The organism is Pseudomonas sp. RIT357, from assembly GCF_000632245.1.
GTDB classification, from domain to species: Bacteria; Pseudomonadota; Gammaproteobacteria; order Pseudomonadales; family Pseudomonadaceae; genus Aquipseudomonas; species Aquipseudomonas sivasensis.
In genome coordinates, this window is the sequence record NZ_JFYX01000034.1 from 41,438 (window position 1) to 66,997 (window position 25,560).

33 protein-coding genes and 1 tRNA gene are annotated in these 25,560 nt (G+C 58.4%); 21 read left to right on the forward strand and 13 right to left on the reverse strand.

Translation table 11 applies throughout. The features are described from left to right. Positions 1-43: 43 nt before the first annotated feature. A complete protein-coding gene (locus BW43_RS09665; protein WP_032888554.1) occupies positions 44-283 on the forward strand; it encodes a sulfurtransferase TusA family protein in 240 nt (79 codons plus the stop codon). Positions 284-313: 30 nt separating this feature from the next. Beyond that, a complete protein-coding gene (locus BW43_RS09660; protein ID WP_032888556.1) occupies positions 314-1,384 on the forward strand; it encodes an AI-2E family transporter in 1,071 nt (356 codons plus the stop codon). A gap of 36 nt (positions 1,385-1,420) precedes the next feature. Here BW43_RS09660 and BW43_RS09655 read toward each other — a convergent pair whose 3' ends face one another. Then, complete coding sequence (locus tag BW43_RS09655) at positions 1,421-1,894, reverse strand: peroxiredoxin (RefSeq protein WP_032888558.1); 474 nt, start codon at positions 1,892-1,894, stop codon at positions 1,421-1,423. A gap of 10 nt (positions 1,895-1,904) precedes the next feature. Continuing rightward, entirely contained in the window at positions 1,905-2,465 is a 561-nt protein-coding gene (locus tag BW43_RS09650; protein WP_003172487.1) for a glycine cleavage system protein R, read from the reverse strand. A 272-nt stretch (positions 2,466-2,737) separates the two neighbouring features. On the opposite strand from BW43_RS09650, the gene dapA reads away from it, so the two are divergent. From dapA to BW43_RS09620, 6 genes are all read left to right on the forward strand, one after another. Further along, positions 2,738-3,616, forward strand: a complete 879-nt coding sequence (gene dapA / locus BW43_RS09645) for a 4-hydroxy-tetrahydrodipicolinate synthase (RefSeq protein WP_032888561.1) — start codon at positions 2,738-2,740, stop codon at positions 3,614-3,616. 17 nt (positions 3,617-3,633) lie between these two features. Then, positions 3,634-4,749, forward strand: a complete 1,116-nt coding sequence (bamC, locus tag BW43_RS09640; RefSeq protein WP_032888563.1) for an outer membrane protein assembly factor BamC — start codon at positions 3,634-3,636, stop codon at positions 4,747-4,749. 4 nt (positions 4,750-4,753) lie between these two features. After that, the gene (locus BW43_RS09635; protein WP_032888564.1) at positions 4,754-5,512 is read left to right on the forward strand and encodes an MBL fold metallo-hydrolase; all 759 of its coding nucleotides are present in this window, start codon (positions 4,754-4,756) and stop codon (positions 5,510-5,512) included. 27 nt (positions 5,513-5,539) lie between these two features. Further along, a complete protein-coding gene (purC, locus tag BW43_RS09630) occupies positions 5,540-6,253 on the forward strand; it encodes a phosphoribosylaminoimidazolesuccinocarboxamide synthase (RefSeq protein ID WP_003172493.1) in 714 nt (237 codons plus the stop codon). Positions 6,254-6,336: 83 nt separating this feature from the next. Then, positions 6,337-6,426: transfer RNA gene (locus BW43_RS09625), tRNA-Ser, on the forward strand. Between the two features lie 212 nt (positions 6,427-6,638). Continuing rightward, complete coding sequence (locus tag BW43_RS09620) at positions 6,639-7,787, forward strand: DUF3800 domain-containing protein (protein ID WP_032888566.1); 1,149 nt, start codon at positions 6,639-6,641, stop codon at positions 7,785-7,787. On the opposite strand, the gene BW43_RS09615 is transcribed toward BW43_RS09620, so the two are convergent. The 11 genes from BW43_RS09615 to BW43_RS09565 all read right to left on the reverse strand — a co-directional run bounded on the left by BW43_RS09615 (position 7,745) and on the right by BW43_RS09565 (position 13,723). After that, a complete protein-coding gene (locus BW43_RS09615; RefSeq protein WP_050442848.1) occupies positions 7,745-8,995 on the reverse strand; it encodes an Arm DNA-binding domain-containing protein in 1,251 nt (416 codons plus the stop codon). The genes BW43_RS09620 and BW43_RS09615 overlap by 43 nt on opposite strands. After that, positions 8,992-9,207, reverse strand: a complete 216-nt coding sequence (gene xisR / locus BW43_RS09610) for an excisionase family protein (RefSeq protein WP_032888570.1) — start codon at positions 9,205-9,207, stop codon at positions 8,992-8,994. The genes BW43_RS09615 and xisR overlap by 4 nt, the downstream gene beginning before the upstream one ends. Positions 9,208-9,373: 166 nt before the next feature. Then, positions 9,374-9,790 carry a hypothetical protein gene (locus BW43_RS09605; RefSeq protein ID WP_032888571.1) on the reverse strand — a complete coding sequence of 139 codons (417 nt, stop codon included), beginning with the start codon at positions 9,788-9,790 and terminating at the stop codon, positions 9,374-9,376. A 77-nt stretch (positions 9,791-9,867) separates the two neighbouring features. Next, a complete protein-coding gene (locus BW43_RS09600; protein WP_032888573.1) occupies positions 9,868-10,689 on the reverse strand; it encodes a YfdQ family protein in 822 nt (273 codons plus the stop codon). 51 nt (positions 10,690-10,740) lie between these two features. Continuing rightward, a complete protein-coding gene (locus BW43_RS09595; RefSeq protein WP_032888575.1) occupies positions 10,741-11,088 on the reverse strand; it encodes a hypothetical protein in 348 nt (115 codons plus the stop codon). Between the two features lie 54 nt (positions 11,089-11,142). After that, the gene (locus BW43_RS09590) at positions 11,143-11,385 is read right to left on the reverse strand and encodes a pyocin activator PrtN family protein (RefSeq protein ID WP_032888577.1); all 243 of its coding nucleotides are present in this window, start codon (positions 11,383-11,385) and stop codon (positions 11,143-11,145) included. Next, positions 11,382-11,759 carry a hypothetical protein gene (locus tag BW43_RS09585; RefSeq protein WP_032888579.1) on the reverse strand — a complete coding sequence of 126 codons (378 nt, stop codon included), beginning with the start codon at positions 11,757-11,759 and terminating at the stop codon, positions 11,382-11,384. Before BW43_RS09585 ends, BW43_RS09590 begins: the two co-directional genes overlap by 4 nt. Next, a complete protein-coding gene (locus tag BW43_RS09580; protein ID WP_032888581.1) occupies positions 11,756-12,031 on the reverse strand; it encodes a hypothetical protein in 276 nt (91 codons plus the stop codon). Before BW43_RS09580 ends, BW43_RS09585 begins: the two co-directional genes overlap by 4 nt. 10 nt (positions 12,032-12,041) lie before the next feature. After that, positions 12,042-12,623 carry a deoxynucleotide monophosphate kinase gene (locus BW43_RS09575; RefSeq protein ID WP_032888583.1) on the reverse strand — a complete coding sequence of 194 codons (582 nt, stop codon included), beginning with the start codon at positions 12,621-12,623 and terminating at the stop codon, positions 12,042-12,044. Next, entirely contained in the window at positions 12,620-12,820 is a 201-nt protein-coding gene (locus tag BW43_RS09570; protein ID WP_032888585.1) for a hypothetical protein, read from the reverse strand. Before BW43_RS09570 ends, BW43_RS09575 begins: the two co-directional genes overlap by 4 nt. A gap of 132 nt (positions 12,821-12,952) precedes the next feature. Next, positions 12,953-13,723, reverse strand: a complete 771-nt coding sequence (locus tag BW43_RS09565) for a S24 family peptidase (RefSeq protein WP_032888587.1) — start codon at positions 13,721-13,723, stop codon at positions 12,953-12,955. A 123-nt stretch (positions 13,724-13,846) separates the two neighbouring features. On the opposite strand from BW43_RS09565, the gene BW43_RS29615 reads away from it, so the two are divergent. From BW43_RS29615 to BW43_RS09515, 13 genes are all read left to right on the forward strand, one after another. Further along, complete coding sequence (locus BW43_RS29615) at positions 13,847-14,086, forward strand: YdaS family helix-turn-helix protein (protein ID WP_177326450.1); 240 nt, start codon at positions 13,847-13,849, stop codon at positions 14,084-14,086. Between the two features lie 142 nt (positions 14,087-14,228). Continuing rightward, positions 14,229-14,717 (forward strand): phage regulatory CII family protein, encoded by a 489-nt coding sequence (locus BW43_RS09560; protein WP_032888591.1) that lies wholly within the window; start codon positions 14,229-14,231, stop codon positions 14,715-14,717. A gap of 10 nt (positions 14,718-14,727) precedes the next feature. Next, positions 14,728-14,913, forward strand: coding sequence for a TraR/DksA C4-type zinc finger protein (locus tag BW43_RS28440; RefSeq protein ID WP_371260738.1), 186 nt, complete (start codon positions 14,728-14,730; stop codon positions 14,911-14,913). Then, entirely contained in the window at positions 14,910-17,600 is a 2,691-nt protein-coding gene (locus BW43_RS09555; RefSeq protein ID WP_032888593.1) for a DUF5906 domain-containing protein, read from the forward strand. Before BW43_RS28440 ends, BW43_RS09555 begins: the two co-directional genes overlap by 4 nt. Before the next feature lie 328 nt (positions 17,601-17,928). Further along, positions 17,929-18,411, forward strand: coding sequence for a hypothetical protein (locus tag BW43_RS0127625; RefSeq protein WP_032888595.1), 483 nt, complete (start codon positions 17,929-17,931; stop codon positions 18,409-18,411). Between the two features lie 189 nt (positions 18,412-18,600). Then, the gene (locus BW43_RS09550; RefSeq protein ID WP_032888597.1) at positions 18,601-18,945 is read left to right on the forward strand and encodes a phage holin family protein; all 345 of its coding nucleotides are present in this window, start codon (positions 18,601-18,603) and stop codon (positions 18,943-18,945) included. Between the two features lie 32 nt (positions 18,946-18,977). Then, on the forward strand, positions 18,978-19,478 hold the full coding sequence (locus BW43_RS09545; protein WP_032888599.1) for a hypothetical protein: 501 nt from the start codon (positions 18,978-18,980) through the stop codon (positions 19,476-19,478). 248 nt (positions 19,479-19,726) lie between these two features. Further along, complete coding sequence (locus BW43_RS09540) at positions 19,727-20,329, forward strand: hypothetical protein (RefSeq protein WP_032888601.1); 603 nt, start codon at positions 19,727-19,729, stop codon at positions 20,327-20,329. 3 nt (positions 20,330-20,332) lie between these two features. After that, positions 20,333-22,357, forward strand: coding sequence for a phage terminase large subunit family protein (locus BW43_RS09535; protein WP_032888603.1), 2,025 nt, complete (start codon positions 20,333-20,335; stop codon positions 22,355-22,357). A 1-nt stretch (position 22,358) separates the two neighbouring features. Next, complete coding sequence (locus BW43_RS09530; protein ID WP_032888605.1) at positions 22,359-22,565, forward strand: phage head-tail joining protein; 207 nt, start codon at positions 22,359-22,361, stop codon at positions 22,563-22,565. Continuing rightward, the gene (locus tag BW43_RS09525; RefSeq protein ID WP_032888607.1) at positions 22,565-24,046 is read left to right on the forward strand and encodes a phage portal protein; all 1,482 of its coding nucleotides are present in this window, start codon (positions 22,565-22,567) and stop codon (positions 24,044-24,046) included. The genes BW43_RS09530 and BW43_RS09525 overlap by 1 nt, the downstream gene beginning before the upstream one ends. Continuing rightward, positions 24,043-25,173: a head maturation protease, ClpP-related gene (locus BW43_RS09520; RefSeq protein ID WP_032888610.1), complete on the forward strand. Its 1,131-nt coding sequence runs from the start codon at positions 24,043-24,045 to the stop codon at positions 25,171-25,173. Before BW43_RS09525 ends, BW43_RS09520 begins: the two co-directional genes overlap by 4 nt. After that, complete coding sequence (locus tag BW43_RS09515) at positions 25,170-25,508, forward strand: head decoration protein (protein WP_032888612.1); 339 nt, start codon at positions 25,170-25,172, stop codon at positions 25,506-25,508. The genes BW43_RS09520 and BW43_RS09515 overlap by 4 nt, the downstream gene beginning before the upstream one ends. Positions 25,509-25,560: the final 52 nt, after the last annotated feature.

Genomic DNA, 25,560 nt, shown 5'->3' on the forward strand with positions numbered 1-25,560 from the left:
CCAGATATTCTAAGCACCCCGAACGCTTGCCCGGAGTAAAACCATGACCGACGCTGTAGCCTTTGATGCCGAGCTCGACGCCAGCGGCCTCAATTGCCCGTTGCCCTTGCTCAAGGCCAAGCTGGAACTCAACCGATTGACCAGCGGTGCCGTGCTCAAGGTGACCGCAACGGACGCAGGTTCCCAGAGGGATTTCCGCACATTTGCCAAACTGGCCGGCCACACGTTGTTGCATGAAGAAGATGCCGCCGGTGTGTACCGTTACTGGTTGCGCAAGGCCTGAGCCGTTGCCCCTACCACCCGAGGTTGATTGATGTTCAAAGTGTTACGAGACTGGATCCAGCGCTACTTTTCTGATGAAGAAGCCGTGGTACTAGCCGTCCTGTTGTTTTTGGCCTTTACCGCAGTCCTCACCTTGGGTGGCATGCTGGCGCCCGTACTTGCGGGGATGGTGCTCGCTTACCTGATGCAGGGCCTGGTCACCACCCTTGAGCGTTTGCGCTTGCCAGGCGGTGCGGCAGTGGGGCTGGTCTTCGCCTTGTTCATGGGCCTGCTGGTGGTGTTTATCGTGGTGGTGTTGCCGCTGCTGTGGCACCAACTGATAACGCTGTTCAACGAGTTGCCGGGCATGCTCGCCAAGTGGCAGTCGCTGTTGCTGCTGTTGCCGGAGCGCTACCCGCATCTGGTATCGGATGAGCAGGTGTTGCAGGCCATTGAAGTGGCGCGCGGCGAAATCGGGAAATTCGGGCAATGGGCGCTGACGTTTTCCCTGTCCAGCTTGCCGCTGCTGGTCAATATCATGATCTACCTGGTGCTTGTCCCGATCCTGGTGTTCTTCTTTCTCAAGGATCGCGCAATGATCGGTCGCTGGGTGAGTGGCTACCTGCCGCGTGAGCGAGCGCTAATTACTCGGGTTGCCGAGGAAATGAACCGGCAGATCGCCAACTACATTCGTGGCAAAGTCATCGAGATCATTATCTGCGGCGGCGTTACCTACATCGCTTTTATTGCCCTGGACCTGAATTACGCGGCCCTGTTGGCATTGCTGGTCGGTATTTCAGTGGTGGTGCCCTATGTCGGCGCGGTAGTGGTGACCGTACCAGTTACGCTGATCGCTTTGTTCCAGTGGGGCTGGAGCGACCAGTTCATCTACCTGATGGCGGTGTACGGGATCATCCAGACCCTGGATGGCAACGTGCTGGTGCCGTTGCTCTTCTCGGAGGCGGTCAACCTGCATCCGGTGGCGATCATTTGCGCGGTATTGTTGTTTGGTGGGCTATGGGGATTCTGGGGGGTGTTCTTTGCAATTCCCCTGGCGACGCTGTTCAAGGCAGTGCTGGATGCGTGGCCGCGCCAGGAGCCAGTGGTGGCGCCTTTGCTCTGAAAGGGAAAGGGGGAGCCTGCTCCCCCTCTCACATCCTCAGACCTTATTCAAAGCCTGCGCTGCTGTCAGTACAGCATCCACGTGCCCTGGCACTTTCACGCCACGCCATTCCTGGCGCAGCACGCCTTCCTTGTCGATCAGGAAGGTGCTGCGATCCACACCCAAGTATTCCTTGCCGTAAAGCTTCTTCAGTTTGATCACATCAAACAGCTGGCAAACCGCCTCGTCTTTGTCGCTGATCAGCTCGAAAGGGAATTCCTGCTTGCCTTTGAAGTTCTCGTGGGACTTCACACTGTCGCGCGACACGCCAAACACTTCAGTGTTGGCCGCTTGGAACGCGGCGTACTGGTCACGGAAGCCTTGGCCTTCAGTGGTGCAGCCGGGGGTGCTGTCCTTCGGATAGAAGTAGATCACCACCTGCTTACCCTTGAGGGCCGCAAGGCTAAAAGTCTGGCCGCTGGTGGCCTGGGCTTCGAAGTCGGCTATGGGTTGGTCGATGACTACTGCCATGAATACTTCCTTACATTGGGTTCTGTGGGCGCCATGGTTCGATCAACGCGTCGAGGTTCAGTGCGTCGGCGAAATCCAGGAACTGGTCGCGCAGCCAACTGATCTGCACGCCGGCTGGCAGGGTCACGGTGAAAGTGGCGTTGAGCATGGTGCCGCCGGTTTGCGGGGCCTGGTAGGTGTCGCAGGTCAGGTTTTCCAGTTCGACGTTATGGTCGATAAAGAACTGGCACAACTCGTTGACGATGTCCGAGCGGTACGCCGAGCTGACGTAAGCCACATAAGGCAGGGCCTGGGGACGGTTTTCCAGCGCGGCGCTACGCACTACATTGACGGTGAAGTCATGTTTCTTGGCCAGGCCCGGCAGGCCGGTTTCCAGGCGTGCCAGGGCGTCCCAGGTGCCGGAGATCTGGAGGACCAGCGCACTGCACTCGCCATGGCGTGTCAGGCGGGAGGTCACGACGGCGCAGCGGTTTTCATGGCTGGCGCGGCACAGGACGTTCGTCAGCTCCATGGGGTTGGCGCCGAGGGCACTGATAACAAGGAATTGTTCGCGAACTGTGGGGGTGGACATGCAGCCTTCCTAAACGATGAGCGGTCGATACCATGAGGGCCGTATCGATCAAAGCATGAAGGGTAGCGAAAAGCGCCGCCAAGGGATAGGAGGTGGCGTTTTCATTACGTGAACGGCATGATTCCAGCCTGCTGTAACCCGTGCTTTCGTCCAATGATGGCATTGCCCATCGTTTAGTTGCCCCAGAACGCATCCTCACGCGGTACTTCGCTTGTACAAGCATCTTGGCGCCAGTACCATTACGGCTCTCTTTTTCCGGCAGGAGCGGTTGCATGATTGCGGGCAGTATGGTGGCACTGGTCACACCCATGGATGCACAAGGTCATCTCGACTGGGACAGCCTGGGCAAACTGGTGGACTTCCACCTGCAAGAAGGCACCAACGCCATTGTGGCGGTCGGCACCACAGGTGAGTCGGCCACCCTCGATGTGGAAGAACACATCCAGGTGATTGAGTTCGTGGTCAAGCGTGTTGCGGGCCGCATCGCCGTGATCGCCGGTACGGGTGCCAACTCGACGCGCGAAGCGATCGAGCTGACCAAAAACGCCAAGAAGGCTGGCGCCGACGCCTGCCTGCTGGTGACTCCGTATTACAACAAGCCGACCCAGGAAGGCCTGTACCAGCACTTCCGCACCATTGCCGAAGCCGTCGACATCCCGCAGATCCTCTATAACGTGCCGGGTCGTACCGCGTGCGATATGAAGGCCGAGACCGTGATCCGCCTGTCCACCGTGCCGAACATTATCGGCATCAAGGAAGCCACTGGCGACCTGCAGCGCGCCAAGGACATCCTGGCCGGTGTGAGCAGCGACTTCCTGCTGTATTCCGGTGACGACGCCACGGCTGTCGAGCTGATCCTGCTGGGTGGCAAGGGCAACATCTCCGTGACCGCCAACGTGGCCCCACGTGCCATGAGTGACATGTGCGCTGCTGCCATCGCTGGCGACGCCGTGACCGCCCGTGCGATCCACGAGAAGCTGATGCCGCTCAACAAGACACTCTTTATCGAATCCAACCCTATTCCCGTGAAATGGGCGCTGTTCGAGATGGGCTTGATGCCGGACGGTATCCGTCTGCCGCTCACCCGTCTCAGCGAAGCCTGTCACGAACCGCTGCGACAGGCCCTGCGCCAGTCCGGCGTCCTGGTTTAATTGAGGAAGCACTACGCATGAAGCGATTGGCCGGACTTTCCGCACTTGCCTTGATTATCTCCAGCACCAGTGGCTGCGGTTGGATCTGGGGCCCGGAAGGCTACTTCCGTGACCGCGGCAGCGATTACCTGGAAGCACAAGCAACCAAACCGATGCAGTTGCCGCCGGACGTCAACGTTGCAAAGCGTCTTGACCCGTTGCTGCCGATTCCACGCAACGTTGCCGACGACACCACCAAGGGTGAATACGTAGTGCCACGTCCACAGCCGATCTCGGCCGTGGCGGATGCCAGCGACTACAGCCTTCAGAAGAGCGGTGATTCCCGCTGGATCGTTGCTCAGCGCCCACCTGCTGAAGTCTGGCCAGTGGCGGTGCAGTTCTTCCAGGACAACGGTTTCCGCATCGACGAGCAGCGCCCGCAGACCGGCGAATTCACCACGGCATGGCAGCAAGGCAGCGAACTGTCCGCCACCATGGCCAAGCGTTTGCAAGCCGGTGGTGTAGCGGCTGACAGCGAAGCCCGCGTGCGTGTTCGCATCGAGCCAGGCGTGCAGCGCAATACCAGTGAAGTCTACGTGGTGAGTGCCGAGCGTCCTGCCGGCAGCACCGCCAACGTCGCCTTCACCAACCGTTCGGTCAATACCGGCGTTGACTCGGCACTGGTCGACGAGATGCTGGCCAGCATGAGCCGTATTTCCGAGAAGGGCGGTTCCGTTTCCCTGCTCGCCGCACGTGATTACGACACCCCGAGTCGCGTCAGCCTCACCGAGGACGGCAGTGGCAACGTGGTGCTGAACCTGGGTGAAGACCTGGACCGCGCCTGGGCCAGCGTCGGTCGCGCGTTGGAGCAAGGCCCTTGGCGTGTTGAAGACATCAACCGTAGCCTCGGCCTCTACTACATCAACGTGGCTGAAAAGGCCGAGCGCAAAGACGACGAGCCTGGTTTCTTCGGCAAGCTGTTTGGCAGCCAGCCGACCAAGGAAGAAATCGAGACCCGCGCCGAGCGTTATCAGGTTCGTTTGAGCAAGGTTGGCGAGACTGTGCAAGTCACTGTTGAGAAGAACATCAACACCGTTGCGCCGGCTGAAACAGCCCGCAAAGTGTTGGGCGTAATTCAGGACAACCTGGGCTGATCCGATGCGTTTTGCTGTTCTCGGTAGCGGTAGCCAAGGGAACGGCACGCTGGTCGCCCACGACGACACGTACGTACTGGTGGATTGTGGTTTCTCGTTAAAAGAAACCGAGCGGCGCCTGCTGCGCCTGGGGGTTCACCCCACGCAGCTGAGCGCTATTCTAGTGACCCACGAACATGCCGATCACGTGCATGGCGTGGGTTTGCTGTCTCGGCGCTACAATCTTCCGGTGTACCTGAGTCGCGGCACCTTGCGCGGGATGCGCAAGCCCATTGAGCCCGCAGGTTTCCTGGCTGGCGGTGAGCAACTGCAAATCGGTGCCTTGAGCATTGATGTGATTGCCGTGGCGCACGACGCTCAGGAGCCGACGCAGTATGTATTCAGTGATGGCCAGCGACGCTTCGGCGTGCTGACCGACCTGGGCTCCTACTGCGCCAAGGTGCTGGACGGTTACCGCGACCTCGATGCCTTGATGATCGAGTCCAACCACTGCCGAGACCTGCTGGCTCGCGGTCACTATCCCTACTTTCTCAAGCAGCGGGTGGGCGGCGAACTGGGACATTTGAACAACCACCAGGCGGCGTACCTGGTGTATGAGTTGGGCTGGCAAGACCTGCAACACCTGGTCCTGGCCCACCTGAGCAGCAAGAACAACCTGCCGACGCTTGCCCGGCAATGTTTTGTCGACACCCTCGGGTGCGACCCGGACTGGCTGCAATTGGCCGATCAAGATTCAGGGCTCGACTGGCGACATATCGCCTAGCCCACCTCACTCAAAGCGGAGCCCATCATGGAAAAACGTGAAGAACTCTACCGCGGCAAGGCCAAGTCGGTTTACAAGACCGACGACGCCAACCGCCTGATCCTGCTGTTTCGCAACGACACCTCGGCGTTCGACGGCAAGCGCATCGAACAACTGGACCGCAAGGGGATGGTGAACAACAAGTTCAACGCCTTCATCATGCAGAAACTCGAAGAGGCCGGCATTCCGACCCAATTCGACAAACTGCTGGGCGACAACGAGTGCCTGGTGAAGAAGCTGGACATGATCCCGGTCGAATGCGTCGTGCGTAACTACGCCGCCGGCAGCTTGGTCAAGCGCCTGGGTGTGGAGGAGGGCCTCAAGCTCAACCCTTACACGTTCGAACTGTTCCTGAAGGACGACGCCAAGGGCGACCCGTTCATCAACGAATCCCACGTCGTGGCATTTGGCTGGGGCACCGCTGAGCAACTGGCTCGCATGAAAGAGCTGTCCCTCAAGGTCAACGACGTACTGAGCAAGCTGTTCGACGACGCAGGCCTGCTGCTGGTGGACTTCAAGCTGGAATTCGGTGTGTTCCACGACGGTTCCATCGTCCTGGGCGACGAATTCAGCCCGGACGGCTGCCGCCTGTGGGACAAGGACACCAAGAAGAAGATGGACAAAGACCGCTTCCGCCAGGGCCTCGGTGACGTTATCGAAGCTTACGAAGAAGTCGCCAATCGTCTCGGCGTACCGCTGTAATCGACGCAAGCATCTGATAGCACGGAAAAAAATCGCTTAGGCGCTTTGCATCCACGAATCATGCTGTTATGATGCGCGCCGTTGGAGAGATGCCAGAGTGGCCGAATGGGACGGATTCGAAATCCGTTGTACCTTCACCGGTACCTAGGGTTCGAATCCCTATCTCTCCGCCATTATTGAACATGATGAAGCCCCCGTAATCATTGGTGATTACGGGGGTTTTTTCGTTTTAGTGGCTAGGGTTAGGGCAGTTTTAGGGCATATTCTCTTGGCATTGGGCCGCGGTAGGCTGTTGCTGGCCATCATGTGAGGTTTCGGTTTAGTGCGTTCGGTCGTATTCTTTGGCAGCCATTCGGCCGTAGGTTATTTCGAAAGGGAAGCATGAATGTTTGTGTATCTGGATGAAACCGAGTTCGGAGAAGGTCGATTCAGTGGATATGCTTGCTTGATCACGCCCATTAGGATCGAGCGAGCTGTCATTGATGAAGCGCTAGAGAATCTTCGAAATGATCCAGATCGGCTCGATTCTGTGCAGACCCCTATGGATGATCGAACGTTGCAGCGATCGTTTTTTCACGCGGCTGATGATAGTAAGAATGCACACTCTCATTTATGCAAAGCTATTTCTAAGCACGTGAAGGGCGATTTTAAATCTCATGTGTTCCACACAAACAAACACTCTTTCTCATCAAAAGAAGATCTGTATGATCTTGCCTCTAAGCTGGCTGTAGTGGGCTTGTTTTCTCGCACTACGGAATTAACATTCGTATTTGAACAGCGAGGTAGTCTGAATGTTGGTGCTTTACTGACGAAGTGGTGGCCGGATCTTTGGTTTGATCTGGCGCGAAATGCATATGTATCGCCGTTTATCGTTAAGTACTATCCGAAGGTTACCTTTGAGGTGTCGGACAAATTAGAGCCCGGTCTGCAGGTTGTTGACTTTATGCTGTGGGCTGCGCAGAAAGCGAGAATGGATGCTCGGTCTCAGTGGTACGACCGTTTGCCAGGATGGAGCAAGTCTAAGACGACAACTGAGGATGGCGGATGGGAAGGCGATAGTATAAGGATGTTGGAGCCGGAGCCACTCGAAACCCGCCGTTACGATTTGGAGCATTGCAAATTCGATGATCCGAAATTTAGCGAAATAGAAATACTGTGGCAGTTTATTACCAATATTCAAACAGTGATCAATAAATCTTATTTTTTGAAGGATAAGGCGCGTGTAGAGCACTTCTTTGCTGATGTTGAATACCTGTATTTACAGCGAGATGTGGTACATGGGGTGGATCATATTAAAAAGATGGCTGCATGTTTTATTAAGCTTTTTGATAATGTCGGTGTGGTGCAAAAAGAAACGCCGCCAAATGATAAAGCTTTCTGGTTGGCAGCGCGCAAATGTATGGCGTTAGTTTTTTATGATGGGGTCGACGCTTGGTTTCACGCGACGCGCCTTGCTGATATACGAACTCAATTGATCGAGCAGAAAACGGATTATTTATCGATTGGGGTCGACGACGATTCAATTGTCGCCTGATTGACTCCCATCATTTTGGAAACAATGCCTGCCATGCTTTTGGTGTCCTTTGAGATCCATCGCCCGTAGTGCTTGCGTACCATTGTTGTGTCACTGTGTCCTAGTTGACGGGCTACCCACTCAATTGGAACGTAGCTAGACAGTGCCTGGCTAGCGAATGTATGGCGGGCCTGGTTGGCACCACGGTGGCGAATCCCTGCTTTTTCCAAATGTGCGGTAAACCAGTTGCTTATAGTCTTCCCACTCCATAGCAAGCCGCTTGTAGAGCTGCGGAATAGAAACCTCACTTTCATTTTCTTTGAAGTGATGTTGTCACGCTGGATAACAGTGATCTCTTCGGCTGGTGCATCCTTAGCGGCGGCTACAATCTCTCTCATAAGTGCGAGAGCAGGCTCTATCAGCTCAACGACTCTTACCCTGGAGCGCTCTTTGGGGACTTTGAATTCTCCCACGACTAATGCCCGGCGCACGTGTACCAGGCCGGCTTCAAGATCGATGTCTTCAACGGCAAGCCCGATGAGCTCAGACAGGGATAGTCCGGCCCAGCAGTTGAACTCAATCATCCGTGCGTCAGCTCTCCGGTCTGTATCCGCTTTGCCGATTAACTCAATCTCGGTGCGACTGAACGGGTCAGCATGCTCCAGGTCGACGTCAGATCCGATATTGCTGATCCGATCGAGCGGGTTGGCCTTCAGGATGCCGTCGCCAAAGGCGTCAGCCCAGACCCCTCGGACAACGGTGAAAATGTCGTTTACTGTCTTCGGGGCCAAGCCTTGCTTGAGCAACTGCGCTTGAAACAACTCGATATCGCTCTTGCTGATGTCGACGATCCGGCGTTTGCCGAACTTTTTATTTACGTGCCCAGCCTTGCTGACGTAGTTGACGACGGTGCTCGAAGCTTTGAGTGCGCGCTGCACCTCCAGCCAGCGGTCAATGCCTTCCTTCACGGTGCGCTTTAGCGAAGGGCCGCCAGTGCCAGTGAACATGGCAGCCCTGGGCGAGTTTGGAAAGTGGGCCGCGTAGTCGAAACGGCCCTCTTTGATTTCCGCGAGGATGGTACGGCGCTTGTTGTCGGCGTAGGCGATCGCTGCCTTGTTCACTTTCGAGATCCCGTCCAAGGGTTCTCGGCACCGTTGGCCGTTGAAGATGAACCAGATGCGCAACTGCTTGCCGTTCATTTCAACGCCGGTCGGCATCTTATCGGTCATAGTTTCCCTTCCATCCAGCATTCAATGGCCGCGCGGTTGTAGACGATCACGTTGGCCGGATCCTTGCGCCAGTGCTTGCCTTCGAGCCAGAGCCCTCTGGTGCGGTACTTTCGTACAGCTTCCGTGCTCAGACCGAACACTGGGTACAGCAGATCCTGGCGGAACCAGGCGCCTGGGGTGATGTGAATATCGAGTTTTTCTGCTGCGCTCATTGTGTTTTCTCCCCTACGCGCCTTGCGATGCTTTCGGCCTGACGCTGCTTGCTGCATTTTTGGTGGTTGCCATGTGCTCGCGACTTGTCGCACTTGTCGCAGATGGTTTGTAAATCGAGAGGTGGCATTTGCCCGCGGCGGATCCGGACTGTTCGGCGAAGGGCAGTCATGCAGCCTCCTGTGCTGACGGCTCCAGAAGGGTTGCAATGGCGAGTGCTTGGTCGCGGAGCATAAGGGTGTCTCGTTCGAGCTTTTTACCTGTACGGAATGCGCTGAATGTCGCGGCCGCGATTCGCAGTTTTTCTGCGATGGCCAGCAGGGTCTGACGTTCTGACTCCCCGAGTTTTGAGGCTGCTAAGGCGCGCTTATAGTGGGCGTACAGTTGCTTGTAGTGGTCTTGGGCCTGATTAAGCGATCGCTTCAGGTCCTGGATTGTCCCCGAGATATCTGACTGCTTAATGGCCGCGCCTTCGTTGATGCCTTCGATGCGGCCATCGATCAGGCCGCCGCGATAGCCTGCCCGATAGGTGAGGCCAACAAGTAAGATCAGAACGATCAAAGCGCAAACTTGAACTGTGGTCATGTGCTGTTTACCTCGGTAGAGCCCACCGCCGGGATTTTTGGTGAGAGGCCGGCGGCAGGATGTTGCATGGGGTTTAGTTACAGGGTGGCTTCGTACAGAGGAACGTCACCGATTGCGCTCTGGATCTTTTGGCGAACGGCGTTGTAGGCCTCTTCAAGCACCTTGTCGGCTCGCACCAGCTCGTACCACATGACCAGACGGCCTTCCTGAATGCGGTAGCGGAAACGGGCGGGGACGCAGAAGGCGTCGCCACCGAGGAATGGTTTGAGCGCGATGAAGAATTCTTCGGGGATACGCAGTTGGCCAGCTTCGCCGGCGCGCCCGTCGATTTCTTCGTTGTAGGTCAGTTGCACCTGGCCGTTGTCGAGGCGAGTGCCTTGGCGGAACGTGATGTTCTTCTTGGCTTCCAGGGTGCGGCTGATTTCGAGCATGTCAGCAGCGCTTGGGGTGTTAGCGTGCTCGGGGTGGTGGGTGATGTCCTTCACGTTGTCTTCGATGAATTCGGCGAAGGTGGCCTGGTCCATGCGCTTTCGATCCTTTTCCTTCCAGTTGCCCCATTCAACGGTGGTCGGGCAGCGGTACGTTGCAACGTGTTCGCGCCAGGCGGGTGCCGCTGGATCGTGATAGTCGATGACCGCGATGAAAGTTCGCCCGTCGGGGCCGTTGCAAAACACTGCCGTGGCCTGGGTGGAAAAGCGATTCACGTAACTGATTAGCGACTCGGCATCAAGCACGGTGAGCTTCTGTTTGATGCGTGAAGGTGCAGGCAGCAGGTGTTCCAGGCTTTCGATGCTGACCCCGTTCGGTACGAGTGCCAGCGGCGCAGGGATGCCCGGGACCTCGATTGGTTTGCCGAGGGACTGAGCCAGGGTGACCAGGTGCTGTAGGGCTTGTTGCATTGGATGTGCTCCAGTTGATGACGATTTGGTGAGAGGTTTGTGGGGCGGGTGTTACTGGCTGACCTGGCGCAAAGCTCCAGGCCCGGGTTCGTCCTCGACACTGCGCAGCGGGATTTCCTGTTGGCGTGGGTCGCGACGGGTGATGTTGCCTTCGGGTGTGAGGAAGAACAGGGACGTGCCGCGAGCCAGAACAGGCTCTTTGGCTTTAACGTCAGCCTTCACGGTCATCTGGCCGCCACCATCAGGCTTGTAGGTGAGCTTGATAGTCAGGTCGCCGCCTTTGCCGGTCATGCGTATGGCGTCGATCAGGCTGTGCTGTGCCTCGGTCAGTTCGTCCAGCAGGCCGCCGGCCTCGATGTCGCGCAGGGTGTCCATAAAGGGACGTGCTTTGGTGCTCATGTGCTGTGCCTCATTGGCTGTGTCGCCCCTGGTCGGCAGGGGCTACCGTTTGAATCAGGCCGCTTGCTTCGTCGCTTGGGCGTCTAGGTAGTCAGCCAGGTCGTGCAGGTAAACGACTGGCTTGGCTCGGGCCGAGCAGTGCAGCCGCTTGACCACCAGCGCAATCCGACCGGCCTTGATTTCGCTCAGCAGGTAGCGGTCGGTGCGGATGTGCGTGAAGTATTGTTCGCGCACGGCGGTCAAGGTTGGGCACGGTGTGGCGAACTGGCGCCGGAGTTGTTCCAGGGTTGTGGTCACGCGCGTTCCTCCCCATGCCCCTCCTTTTGAGGCACCAGCTTGAGGCGGATTAATTCGGCGAGGCCTTCTTTGCTTTTGCCCTTGGCCGCTGCCAGGACGTTGCCCAGGGCGTCTGCGACGACGGCGCCGTATGGGTATTCCGGGCACTTGACCGGCGTCACGTAAGCGACCTGACCTTCTGCTATCACTGCGTCAACGCAGCGGAACACTTCGGCCAACTCGACCGACACGCAGGGCAATGACTCCAGCAATGCGACAGCTTCGGCTGAGGCGCCAATCAGCGTGGCGCGGCTGATCACCGTCGGGTGGTTGAGGTACATCGGCACCAATTTCAGAGCGCCTACAGCGGAGTTGATGGCGTTCGGCGTCTTCATGCTGCTGCGTCCTTCTTGGTGATGGTGATGTCCAGCTTCTTGGCGATCCACTCAACACCCGCTTCCTTGACCATCACCACGGAGTAGTGGGTGTAGTTGCTGAGTGTTGGATTCCAGCGGCTACGTGGGTCGGAGAACAGGAAGCCGCGCTCGCGGTGCGCTGCGGCCAGGTCGCCGGATGAATTAATCACGCCGAGTTCCCGCAACCTGGTGCGGAAGGCGCGGGGCTTGAGCCCGAGCAAAGCAGCTGTTTGATCCAGGGTGCGGTTCATGGCAGCGACCTCAGGCAGACAGCTGTTTTGGTTGTTGCTGCCGTTCCCGAATCATGAGGAATACCTCATCAAGCGAACGCAAGAACTCCTCGATAGTGCCGTTGTTGAACATCAACAGGTCATGCTTGGTGCCCGCGACACCGGCTTCGCTGACGTGGGGATTCACGGCCTGGGCGTCGGCCCGGCTTATGTGAACGATCGTGCCGCCTCGGCGCCTGATGAGGTCAGCTTCATTCTCAAAGCGCACGTCGCTGACAACGAAGCCGAGTACCGCCCCGAGAGCCTTCGTCATGTAATCGAGGTTCTGTTCGGCGAGCTTCACCCAGACATCTGGGTGCACGGTATTGCGTGCCCACTCGGTACCCATCGACTGCATCAGTTGACGCGGCGAACGCTCCAGCCAGGCCAGAGGCTGCTCCTTGCGGTCGCCTTCGAAGTCGGTAGGGTCGAGGTTGAAGATCGCCATCAGGCCATCGCGGAGCGGATCAGCGAATGCGTAGTGCTCCAGCAGGTAAGTGCCAACCAGGTGCTCGGCTGCGGTCGACTTGCCGGAGCGGGCACGGCCAGTGAGGCCAATCAGAAGAGGCTTCATGCTGCGTTGCCTCCCCATGGGCCCTGGTCATCGCTGGCAACCACTGCAGGGGCGCGCGCAATAGTGGCGCAACCCAGGTTGACGATGACCAGAAGGCCAGTGCTTCGCTGGATGCGTTCTACGGCGCCGGGGCTGGTTGCCGCCGCCGGGTGAAGGTAAACCGGGCAGCGGGTGTTGCTGTGCTGTGTGGTTTGCATAGCTGTAATCCTTGGTGAGAGGTGCAAACTAAGATTACAAGAAAACACGTATTTAACAACAGTATTTTTTGTTTTGTTTTGTGTGGCCCACAAAAAAACCCGCTCGCGGCGGGTTTTTTTTTGTATGAGTCACTATCGAAGAACTGAGTACCAGAAGACACGACCTAGGATATTGATGTCTTGGAGCTGAATCTGCTCTGGGGTGTATTCCTCGTCGGGATGCTCATCTCTATTGAAGCTTCTAAGCCGTATACCGCCAGAGGGGAGGCGATATAAAAGCTTCACTCGCAGATGGCCGTTATGGTCGAGAGCGTATATGTCTCCATCTTTTATAGACGTTTTACCCCTGTCGACTCCCGCAGTGCTTCCGTGAGGTAGTACAGGCTCCATGCTATTTCCGTAAATGGAGACACACACTGCGTTTTCGGGTTGGACGCCCATTTTTCGAAGTGTGATGCTTCCAAATCGCAATTTAGCTTTGCTGTGTGCCTGAATTGAAACTCTTCCAGACCCTGCCGAAAGCTCTACTTCCTTTAGCAAAGGCACCTCTACCTCATCGTCATCTAACGGCGTGTCGTCATCCCAGACATCAATCGGGCCAAGAAGCAGGGCGCGGTTTTCAAGCGCCTTTTCAGAGAATTCTAAAGGTTGGTGATGGGGGGCATCCCGGCTGGTAAGTCGATCCAGTTCTATGCCAAGCACCCGTGCAATTTGTATCGAGTACTTGGACGTCTGTGATTTTCCACGCTCAAAAGCCGCATATGACTGCTGAGAAAGGCGCTCGCCATCTGGTAGCAGGCGGCTGACTTTGGTTGCCAGTTCGTCCTGGGTCATGCCCAGCTCAAGGCGTCGGGCCTTGAACATCTTGGCTACAGGGCTTGGGTATGTATTGAGATCGATCATTAGCAGAGGCTACAAATAAATTTGTAGCTTATCAAACGTAAAAACACGTTGAGGTCCAACAAAAAAACACGTAAATTCCGTCTGTCACGACGTAAAGAGGCTGCTATGAGCAATTCTGAATCCATGCGAAATGCCTTTGCTGAAGCTATTGAGAAGGCTGGAGGGCAGTCGGCTTTCGCTCGACTTATCTCGGCGCCTGGAAAGCCAGTGTCTCAGCAGCTTGTGTCGTACTGGCTCAAGAAAGGCGAGGTACCTGCGGAGCTTGTACTTCGCGTTGAACTGTTAACGGGCATAGACCGAATTCGGTTAAGGCCAGATGTGTTCTGTTTACCAGAAGATATTCAGTCGCTTCACGCAGCATAAGAAAAGGTGCCGGACTGGGGCCTCTCACCAAAGAATCCCCCAGTCCGGCTACGACGACATACAGCACATGCACATCGGTCGTGGTCGTAGGATAGGGCGTGCCCGTTTCTATGACTAGACCGTAAACGGGGAATTTACGGTTATGAGTCGAACAGAACAGTCACCGGCCATCGCGCCGGTTCTTTCACTTCGCAAGGCAATCTATCGCGCAGCGCATGACTTCCATGGCGGTGTCACCGCACTGGCGCTCGATATGGTGATGGACTACGACAGTCTGCAAAAGAAGGTCAAGCACGACTTCGAACAGCGCTGGCTTGATCCGGATGAGTTGGAAGAGGTGATACGCCTGACGGCCAACCCCTTGTTGCTGGATGCCTTGATGCGTCCTGCAGGGATGGTTTGGTACAAGCCGGAAGCGGCGGCGCCGACCAAGGAAGCCTTGCTGGCTGTCAGCAAAGTGTTGCACCAAACAGGTCTGTTTGTTTCCAGCATGCATGAAGGTGCTGCCGACAACATTTGGGAGCCACACGAGGTTGAATGCCTGGAGAAGCACGGCGCCGACGTGATCCGCGCGGTACTGGGCATTATGGCCGGGGCCAAAGAAGCGATGGAGGCCCGCCAGAATGTCTGATGATATCGATATGGCCAACGAAGCTGCTGAACGCTTCCGCCAGCACGCATTGGCGTGCCGTCCGCGCCCGACGTGCTCTGTCAGCGCGCAATTCTGTGAGGATTGCGACGAACCCATCCCGTTACTTCGTCAACAGACGATCCAGGGTTGTGCTACCTGCGTCAGTTGTCAGGGGTTGCGGGAGCGGCGGCGATGAGTGAGCAATCCACCAGCACAGCGATATCGTCCTGGGCTCGCCGCTACATTGAAACCTTTAATCTTGCCCTGGTCCCGATTGACCCGGGCGAAAAGGCGCCAAAGGGCATGGGCTGGAACAAACCGGGCGGTTACATCACCGACCCGGTTGCCGCCGAAGCATTCTGGCAACGCAACCCTAACCACAACCTGGGCGTAGTGCTTGGGCCTAGCCGTATCTGCTCGTTGGACGTGGACGATGTGCAGTGGACGCGGTTTGTGTTGTTCGACCAGATGGGCCTCGATCTGGATGCAATGGCCGTGGTCTATCCGACCATCGTGGGTAATCCGTTGCGGTTCCGCGTGCTGTTCAAAATGCCGGATGACATCGAGCTGACTCGCCACTCTCTTTCCTGGCCCAACGAGAAAGACCCCGACGGGTCTATTCACAAAGGATTGATGGCGCAGGCCAAGGCCGCTAAAGAGCAGGGCGATTCTGTCGGTGAGGTGGCGGCCAAGGCCGAGGCTGACGAATACAAGCGCTTCACGGTGTTTGAACTTCGTGCGGGCCTGGTGCAGGACGTGTTCCCGCCATCGATTCACCCGGGCACAGGCAAACCGTACACCTGGCGCACGCCGCCGAATGCTGCTGACGGTCTGCCGGTGCTTACCAACGAGCTGCTGAACATTTGGCAGAGTTGGGATGTGTTCAAGCGCAACGCCGAGGCCGCGTGCCCTTGGGCGCCAAAACCGAAGAAGCCCGCCGCGAAACCTATCAAGCGTACTCCACCCGCTGACGGTAAACCGTCGGTTATTGATGAGTTCAACCGGTGCCACGATGTGGAAGAGCTGTTGCGTGCCCACGATTATATAAAACGCGGTAGCAAATGGCTGTATCCACACAGCAGCACCGGGCTACCAGGTGTTACGGTCACCGACCGCAAGGTCTATTCGCACCACGGCGCGGATCCGCTGGCCAACGGTCACCAGAATGACGCCTTTGAGGTGTTTTGCCTGCTGGATCACGATGGCGACCAGTCGAAGGCAGTGAAGGACGCCGCTCGCATGTTGGGTATGCAGCACGCGGCGCGCCCGGACCCGCGTGATCTTCCCCCGGCCCCATCTGGTGACCCGAGCGAGCCGAGCTGTGCGCCGGACGAAGCCAGCGAGGCCGCTCCGGCTTCTGACGGGGGGGAGGTGCTGACGCTTGAACAGATCCTTCGACGGTATGCGCTGGTGGAAGGCACCACTCACGTGTGGGATTTCGATCAGTCGCGGGTGATGAAGAAGTCGGCATTCGAAGCGCGTGTCGGCAAGCCGTTGGCGAAACAATGGGCGGAAGATACCGAGCACCGCAAGCTGATATCCGATGACCATGTGCGCGACATCGAGCAGTCGCGGCGGATGGCGGGCAAGAAGGTCGGAGCCTTCGGGATGCCGCCAACCGAGCGTTACGTGTACATCGATGGCACCAAGGACGTTTGGGATCGCGAGAAGAAACGCCGTGTTGCCGAGGGTGCTGTGAAAATGGCCCTCGGTGACACGTACCCATTGTGGTTGAACAGCAGCGAACGGCGGGTGGTTGATGTTGACCACATTGTCTTTGACCCGACGATGACCAAAGACCCGAGCGTCTACATCAATACCTTTGATGGTCTGCCCCTGGAGCCGCTAAGGGACGATGCCGCATGTGCCAACTTACGGTGGCTGATCTCGTTTCTATGTAACCACGATGAAAATGCGGCGCTCTGGTTGACTCGCTGGCTGGCGTTTCCGCTGCAGCACCTGGGCGCGAAGATGGATACCGCTGTGCTGATGCACTCCAGCATGGAGGGCTCGGGTAAGAGTCTGTTTTTCGCCGATACCATGGGCAAGTTGTACGGCCAGTACGCCGCGACAGTCGGACAGACTCAGTTGGAAAGCAATTTCAACGCCTGGCAAAGCCGGAAGCTTTGGGCCGTTTTCGAAGAGGTGGTCAGCCGCGATCAGCGTTACAACCAGGTGGGCAAAATCAAACACCTGGTGACGGGAAAAACGGTGCGGATGGAATCCAAGTTCATCAATGGCTGGGAGGAGTCCAACCATATGAACGCGGTGTTCTTGAGTAACGAGATCATGCCATGGCCGATCAGTGACAGCGATCGCCGAATGCTGGTTGTCTGGCCCTTGGATACCTTGCCGGTGGCGCGCCAAAAAGCCATTGGCCGGGAGCTGGAGCAAGGCGGTGTCGCAGCTCTCTATGGCTGGCTGTTGTCGGTTGATTTGGGCGACTTCAATCAGCGAACGCGCCCGCCATCCACTGACGCCCGTGAACGCCTGGTGGCCTTGAGTCGGGCCGGCTGGCAGACGTTCCTACACCTGTGGAAATACAGCGAGCTGGGTCAAGGACTCTGGGGGCCGTGTCTTTCCACTGACCTTTATTCGTTGTTCCTGGAGTGGTGTCAGCGCAACAAGGAACACGTAATGAGTCAGACGAAGTTCTCGCTGTTCATCAATTCCGAAGTGGAAAAAACGCGATCGATACCTTGGACCGATGGGAATAATCGTAAGTTTGGCGCGTTCTTCTTTCCGGTTGATCAGGAGGCTTCCCCGCCCCCATCACTGAAGTCGGCCGAGCTGGGTGTAATGGTCGTCGCCTGGCGGGCAAAGGCGAAGCTGGCAGGTTGGAATGTGGACAGCTGGGACCACATTAAGGCGGCTGCCGCATGAATACGCCTAAAAGTGTGTTGGGTGTGTCGGGTGTGTGTCGGGTTGGTTTTGGCTACCCAACACAGTTTCAGTCCTTTGTTTGCGTGGGCTTCCGGCTTTTGTGTTGGGTGTGTCGGGTTTGGCGTCGCGGGCGCGCATGCGTGACGTTATTTGCACTGAAGACAACGGTAAGCATTTTTTCTTATGCGAGGACAGAAAAACCCAACAAACCCAACACACTCAACTCAAAGTTGATAAGAGTATTGATTTTAAAGGAATTTATTTGTGTTGGGTTTGTGTTGGGTAACGGGTTTTCTGTGTTGGGTTCGGTTTTTCGGGGGGTAGGGCGATGATCGAGGCGATGGAAGTGCTGCTGAAGCACTGGGGCGAGCAACTTCGGACTAATGGCGAGGTGGGGGGGATGGGTAGCCCGATGGCAACTATCATGGAGTGGGGCGGATGTGCACCGCGCGGCGCTCCCGGATCTCGGATCATTATGGGGGCAGGTGCGGGGCCTGATGCAGTTGCTCAGGAAATCGGTGCGGCTCTTTCCGAGATCGCTCGACAAGATGGGCGGGGAGAAAGGCTGCAACAGTTGGCGGTCTTGCGCTACGGCGACGACCCGGCACCGACCTGGATTTCGCAAATGCATGAGCTGGGGTATGTGTCCAAGGCGAAGCAAACCTACTACGACCTTGTGCACAGTCTTCATGTGCGACTCTTTGAGGTGCTGGCCGAGCGCAAAGACGCACGTAAGTGGCTTACCGCTGGTCGGGGCGCTTTACCTCAAAGTCTCCTCAAAGTTGCGTCAAAGTTGCGTCGAGTCGGTTAACCGAAAATGCCCTCTTTTCGGTTCCGTACTCAGGGGGTAAAAAGTCACCACGATATGAATTCTGCGCCTCGGCGCTTACCCCGAGCACGTGCTGTGCACCGTCCTGGCAAGCGCCTCGACACAGAAAACCCTGCCCTCCGGCGGGGTTTTCTTTTTGTGTTTGGCGCGCTCTTTCACTTGAGGCACAACATGACAAATGAGCAGCAAGCGCTGGCAGAGATGCCGATCTGGTTAGTGATCGTCCTGGCCTTGGTCGGCGGCGTATCCGGTGAAATGTGGCGAGCAGATAAAGACGGGGCGCGGGGCTGGGCATTGTTGCGACGCCTTGCGCTTCGGTCCGGTGCCTGCATTGTCTGCGGGGTGTCGGCGATGATGCTGATGATCGGCGCGGGCATGACGATCTGGACGGCCGGCAGCTTGGGTTGCCTGACCGCGATGGCTGGTGCTGATGTCGCTATCGGTCTTTACGAACGCTGGGCCGCCAAGCGGCTGGGCGTATGCGAAACCACCTCCCAGTCGAATAGTGCTGAATAGCATCCATCCACTCGTTAAGCAGGTCTTCAGACATGAACGAATCCAGGCAGCAGCAGATACTCGCCGGGCAGTCTTCTATTGCCCAGAAAGTTTTCGGTTATGTACCGATCCAAACGAGTTGGAGCGTTCCCGCTATCCACGCCGCCACTCAGGCAGCCAAAGCCACTGGTGCCGCAGCCCCTGCAATACGCCGCGCGCTTGGCGAACTCAAAGATGCCGGACTGATCCGTGAGCCGGTATCAGGAAAGTTTCAGCGTGACGCAGCAACCTCAAAACTCAGAAAGGACCAGGCCGTGACTCAGGTAGCCAAGCAGACCGTTGATTCGATCAAGAAGCCCGAGGGCGCATTGGATGTGTTGGCTGCACTGTCTGGAGAGGTGGTGAGTCTTTCTGACGAGTTCAGCACGCGCATGAAAGCTTTGGCCGGCCGCATCGAAGAGGTAGCCCTTTCAGTTGAGGCTGAACGCGAAAGTAATGCTGAAGCCATTGTGAAAGTCAGGCGCCTCCAAGAGGCGCTGCGGGAGTTTGCCTAAGCCCCCGCCTTTGCGGTCCGGAGACGGCCTATCGCTCGCGTGGCCTCGAAGTTCTACCCCGAAGGTGACGAGTAGGGTTGGCGCACTGGTTTGGGGCGTCGAAAACCACCGGGGACCCTGGGGGCATTCGGAGGGTACGGGGCATGAAACCCGCGGGAAAGCGTTAGCGGGAGGGCTGCCAGCTTACTGAAATTCAATCCATTGAAATTGAAAGGTTTCCATTGAAAAGCCGTTGAAAAGGAGGGCTTATGACGGATTCACTCTTTCTGTCTAAAAGCGCTTTTGCGGCTCGCATCGGCAGGACGCCGAGCTACATCACTTGGCTCAAAGGCAACAACCGCCTGGTGCTGTCGCCCGACGGCAAGATGGTGGACGTGCTGGCAACCGAAGCGCTGATCCTCGAAACCGCCGACCCCAGCAAGGCCGCCGTCGCTGCTCGACACCAGCAGGAACGGATCCAGCGCGACGTTTACAGCCAACTGTCCCCCCAGGTCGAGCCGACTAACACGGCTGTGCCGCAGCAGCCTATTGCTGTCGGCGCCAAGGGCCACGACTTCCAGAAGGCTCGCGCCATGCGCGAACACAACCTGGCACAACTGGCCGAGATCGAGCTGCACAAGGCCCAGGGCTCCCTGGTCGCCAGGGACGCCGTCGAACTGGGCGCCTACAACGCCGGGCGCCATCTGCGAGACCAGTTGTTCGGCTTACTGCCCCAGCTGTCCCACAAGTTGGCCGTGATGACCGACCCCTGGGACATCGAAAAACACCTGACGGCGACACTCCGTAAATCACTGGAAGAGGCTGAGCGCATGTCCTCCTCCGACCTTGAACGAGCGATGACGACGAGCTGACCTATGACCACGGAATTTCCTGACGGTGACCGTGCGTACCGTGAGGCGTATTTCCGTGGGCTACGACCCGACCCAGATCTCTGGATCGACGAGTGGGCCGACGAGTACATGCGCATCCCGCGCGACACGGGCGCGCCTGAGCCCGGCCAGTATCGGACCGAACGGACCCCATACGCTCGCGAGCCCATGCGCTGCCTGTCGCCGGCTCACCCGTGCCGGCGAGTCATCACCATGGTGGCCTCGCAGTTGATGAAAACGCAGATCGCCTTGAACTGGATGGGTGGCCTGATACACATGGCACCATCCAACATTCTGGCGCTGTTGCCCAGCCTGAGCCTGTCCAAGCGGGTCTCCGGGCGGATCAGCAAGACGATCAAGGCCACCCCGGAACTGGCGAAGCGTGTAGCGGCCAGCCGCTCGCGGGATGCCCGCAACACCATGGACACCAAGGAGTTCGAGGGCGGCGCCTTGTACGTCACCACGGCGGGCTCGGCGGCCAACTTGTCCGAGCTGTCGGCACGCTACATCTACGGTGATGAGGTCGACCGATGGGAAAACGATGTCGGCCAGGAAGGTGACCCCGTCGTGCTGGCCGAAACACGGGCTACAAACTTCGGGCGCAACGCCAAGATCTACTTCTCCAGCTCGCCCACGTACAAGGGCGCTTCGCGGATCGCGGACCTGTTCGAGTCCAGCGACCAGCGTTACTACTACGTGCCATGCCCAACCTGCGGGCACATGCAGGTACTGGAATGGGAACGGCTGCTCTACAGCCAGGACTACCGCACGGTTCACTACCAGTGCGCCGCGCCTGAATGTGACGTGCTGATCGAGGAGCATCACAAAACCGACATGCTCGCCCGTGGCGAGTGGCGTGCCCATGGCAGCGGCGACGGCAAGACTGTTGGCTTCCACCTCAACGCGCTGTACTCGCCGATTGGTTGGAAGGACTGGGCCTCGCTTGCCGAGGAGTTCGAAGACGCCAAGAAGGCCCAGGCCAAGGGCGACATGGGCCTGATGCAGGTGTTCTACAACACCCGACTCGCCAAGGTCTGGGACAGCGCGCAAGAGCAAACCAAGGCCGAAGTGCTGGTCGCTCGGGCGCGGCTGGAGGTCTACACCCTCGGTAGCATGCCGGTGGGCGTGCTGATGCTGACCGGCGCCGTCGACGTCCAGGCCAACCGCCTTGAGCTGATGGTGATGGGCTTCGGCGTCGGTATGGAGCGTTGGGTGGTTGATCACCAGGTGATCTGGGGCGACCCGGCCGACGAGCGCACCTGGGCGGTGTTGGATGAAAAACTCAAGGTTCGATACCGGCATCCTTGCGGTGTAGCCCTGGCGATCCTGGCGACGGGCGTCGACTCCGGCGGTCACCATACCGACGAGGTGTACCAGTTCTGCCGCGTGCGGCGCTGGCGCAATATCTTCGCCATCAAGGGTGCGAGCAAGCCCGGCAAACCGGTGATTGCTCAGCGGCCGTCTATGGTCGACGTGACCTGGAAGGGCCAGACCGAACGTGGCGGCGCCGAGCTGTGGTTTGTCGGTACCGACACCGCGAAGGACTGGATCTACAACCGCTACGCCTTCGAGGACGGCCCTGGTTCGCTGCACTTTGCCAACGACCTGCCGGACGAGTTCTTCGCCCAGTGCGTGGCCGAGCGCAAGGTCGCCCGGTACGTCAAAGGCTACAAGCGTATCGAGTGGGTCAAGGGCAAGGCCGAGCGCAACGAAGCGCTCGATCTGATGGTGTACTGCCTGGCGATGGCGCATTACCTGGGTATCAACCGCTACCAGGAACACGACTGGGAGCGGGTACGCCAAGCGCTGGCTCAGTCCGGTTTGTTCGACGATGTGTTGGGCGTCAAACCCGTACAAGGCGAGCGCGTCGACGTTGACGAAACACCAGCACCGGTTGCGGCGCGTCAGTCGCTACCCGCACCGCCTCCTGCAGCACCTTTGGCCCAACCGCGACCCGCTGCACCCCCACAACGCCGCAGCTCCACCAGCGGTTACCTGAAGAGACGCTGATATGTCGTTTACCCCGAAGCACCTCGAAGCCATCGAGGGCGCCATTGCACGCGGTGAAAAGACCGTGCGCTACGGCGACCGCACGGTGGAGTACCGCTCTATCGACGAACTGCTCAAGGCCCGCGACGAGATCCGCACGTCGCTGAGCCAAGCCGCCGGGCCGCGCTCTCGCGTGATCCGGCTTACCCATGGAGGCAAGGGAATCTAATGGCCCGACATTATCCGACGCTGACCCGTAACGGATTCTTGCTGCCGTCGAACATCAAGGCCAGTTACGAAGGCGCTGGTGAGGGCCGACGTTCGGCCAGTTGGGAAGCCACCGACAACGGCATCAACAGCATCAACACCCCGGCCCTGCGCAACCTGCGTGCGCGTTCGCGGGCGGCGGTGCGCAATGACCCGTACGCGTTCAACGTCATCGATAAACGCGTCAGCAACCTGATCGGCACCGGCATCACGCCCAGGCCGACCACGGACGACGCCGAGCTGCGCAAGCTCAAGCAGCAGCTGTGGGATGACTGGGTGGATGAGGCGGATGCCGATGAGCTGACCGACTTCTACGGCATGCAGGCTCTGGTGGCGCGCACCGTTGAAACGGCCGGTGAATGCTTTGTGCGATTGCGACCCCGCAGCCCGAGCGAAGGTTTGGCCGTGCCGCTGCAGCTGCAGGCGCTGGCCCCTGAATTTGTCCCTCACGATAAATTCGAGATGGCCAAAAACGGCAACGTGATCCGCGCCGGGATTGAGTTCAACCCGGCGGGCAAGCGTGTGGCGTATTACATGTACCTGTCGCATCCCCGCGACTCGTCGTCGTTGAACGCTGGCTACAACCAGTTGGTGCGTGTACCGGCAACACAGGTGCTGCACATCTTCGAACCGATGGAGCCTGGACAGTTGCGCGGCGTGCCGCGTCTGGCGCCAGTGTTGAAGCGCCTGCGCAGTCTCGACAACTATGACGACGCGGTGCTGTTCCGGCAGGAGGTGGCGAACCTGTTCGCGGGCTTCATCAAGCGCCCGGCACCGGAGGCAACGCAGCAGCCTCGCGATCCCGTTACGGGCATGCCATTGAACGTTGACCGCGACGGTTTCACACCGATGGTCGCCCTGGAGCCCGGCACCATGCAGGAGCTGGGGCCAGGTGAAGAGGTGGAGTTCTCCAAGCCACCGGATGCCGGCAACAACTACCCGGACTTCATGCGGCAGCAACTGATGGCTGCGGCAGCGGGTTCGGGCACGCCTTACGAAATCCTCACCGGCGACATGCGCGAGGTCAACGACCGGGCGCTGCGGGTGGTGCTCAACGAGTTTCGGCGGCGCCTGGAGCAACTGCAATTCGGCGTTTACGTGCATCAGCTGTGTCGCCCGGTGCGCGCCGCGTGGATGGACATGGCGGTGTTGTCCGGTGCCCTGGTGCTGGAGGACTACGCGCAACGGCGCCGCGAGTACCTGCGCACACGTTGGGTACCGCAAGGCTGGGCCTACATTCAGCCCGTGCAGGACGTACAGGCGCGGAGGATGGAAGTGCAGGCGGGCTTTGGTTCGCGCAGTGAGATGTGTCTGCGCAACGGCTACGACGCCGAAACCATCGACGCTGAAAACGCTGCAGACCTCGCCAGGTCCACGGACCTCGGCCTCAACTACACGACTCTTGATGCCATCGAGCCTATTGATGACAAGGAATTACCATGAGTAAAAAAGCCAAACCCCGCGTTTATGACAAGGCGGGCAAGCAGGTAAAGGTCGCCGATAAAAGCTGGTACACCTTTCAGGCCAGCGGCGAAGCCGAACAGCGCAGCATCGAAATCTTCGTGTACGGCGAGATCGGCGCCTGGGGTGTCACCGCCAATCAGTTCGTGCAGGATCTGCGCGCCATGGATGACGGCGTGTCCCCGGTGATCGTCGCGTTCAACAGCATCGGCGGTGATCTGTTCGACGGTCTGGCGATCCACAACGCGTTGTCCCGGCTGGGTGAGCGCTGCACCGGTCGCATTGACGCCCTGGCGGCCAGTGCAGCCAGTGTCGCGGTGTGCGGCGCTCACCGGGTAGTGATCGCAGCCAACGCCATGCTGATGATCCACAACCCCTACACCTTCACCGGTGGTGATGCTGAAGACTTCCGCCGCGTCGCCGATGTGCTGGACCAGACCCTGGAAGCGATTATCGCAGCCTACAAGGCCAAGGCGCCGGACATCGACGAAGCCGAGCTGCGGCGCATGGTCAACGCTGAAACCTGGCTCACGGCCAATGAGGCGGTGGCGCTGGGCTTGGCCGATGAAGTCGGCGACGGCCTCAAGGTCAGCGCCTGTCTCGGCCAGGGCAGCGTGTTGCAGCGCTTCCAACATGCGCCGCCTGAGCTGCTTGCCCAGTTGGACGAAGAGCCTGAAGCAGAACTGCCGGAACCCGATCCAGCCCCAGTGCTGGACGCGGCCAAGCTGGCCCTGATGGTCACGCAAGGTTGCGCAGCAGCCGGCATCAGCAACCTGGTGGAACCACTGCTCGCCACCACCAAGCTCGAAAGCGAAGCGGTGATCCAGGCCGCGCTGATCAATGCGAAAGCGTTGCACGGTCTCTGTGTCGCGGCACGCCTGCCAGAGCTGACCGGCGAATTTATCACCGCTGGCCTCGATGAAGCCGCAGTTCGTGCGCGTCTGTTCGACAAGCTGGTGGGCAGTGGCGGCGGCTTTGAAATCAACAACAGCCTGCCGCTGGACGATGATCCAGCCCCGACGATCAAGGCCAAGCAGGTCGACACCCAATCAATCTGGTCCAGCCGTCAGGCGGCACAAAACGGTAACTCCAAAGGAGCAAGAGCATGAAAACTGAATCGATGCACGCAGGCGAGTTCCTGCTGTCCGAGGGCGCCGGCAACATTTCCCGCGAAGCGATCAACGTCGCCGCCGGTGCCGCCCTGGAACCGGGTCAGATCCTGGGCCTGGTCACCCTCACCAGCGAGTTTGCCCCGTATCAACCAACCGCCGAGGACGGCACCGAAAACGCCATTGCCATCCTCTACGGTCCGCTGGGCGAATCGGATGTGCCACGTCGCGGGCGCGCCATCGTGCGGCTGGCCGAAGTCAGCGAAGCGCACTTGACAGGCCTCGACCCTGCCGCCGAGAAGGCCCTGGCAAACCATTTTGTGATCGTCCGCTAGGACGCTCACCCCATTTATCCATCCCGCCGAGTGCGGGATTTTTCGTTTCTGG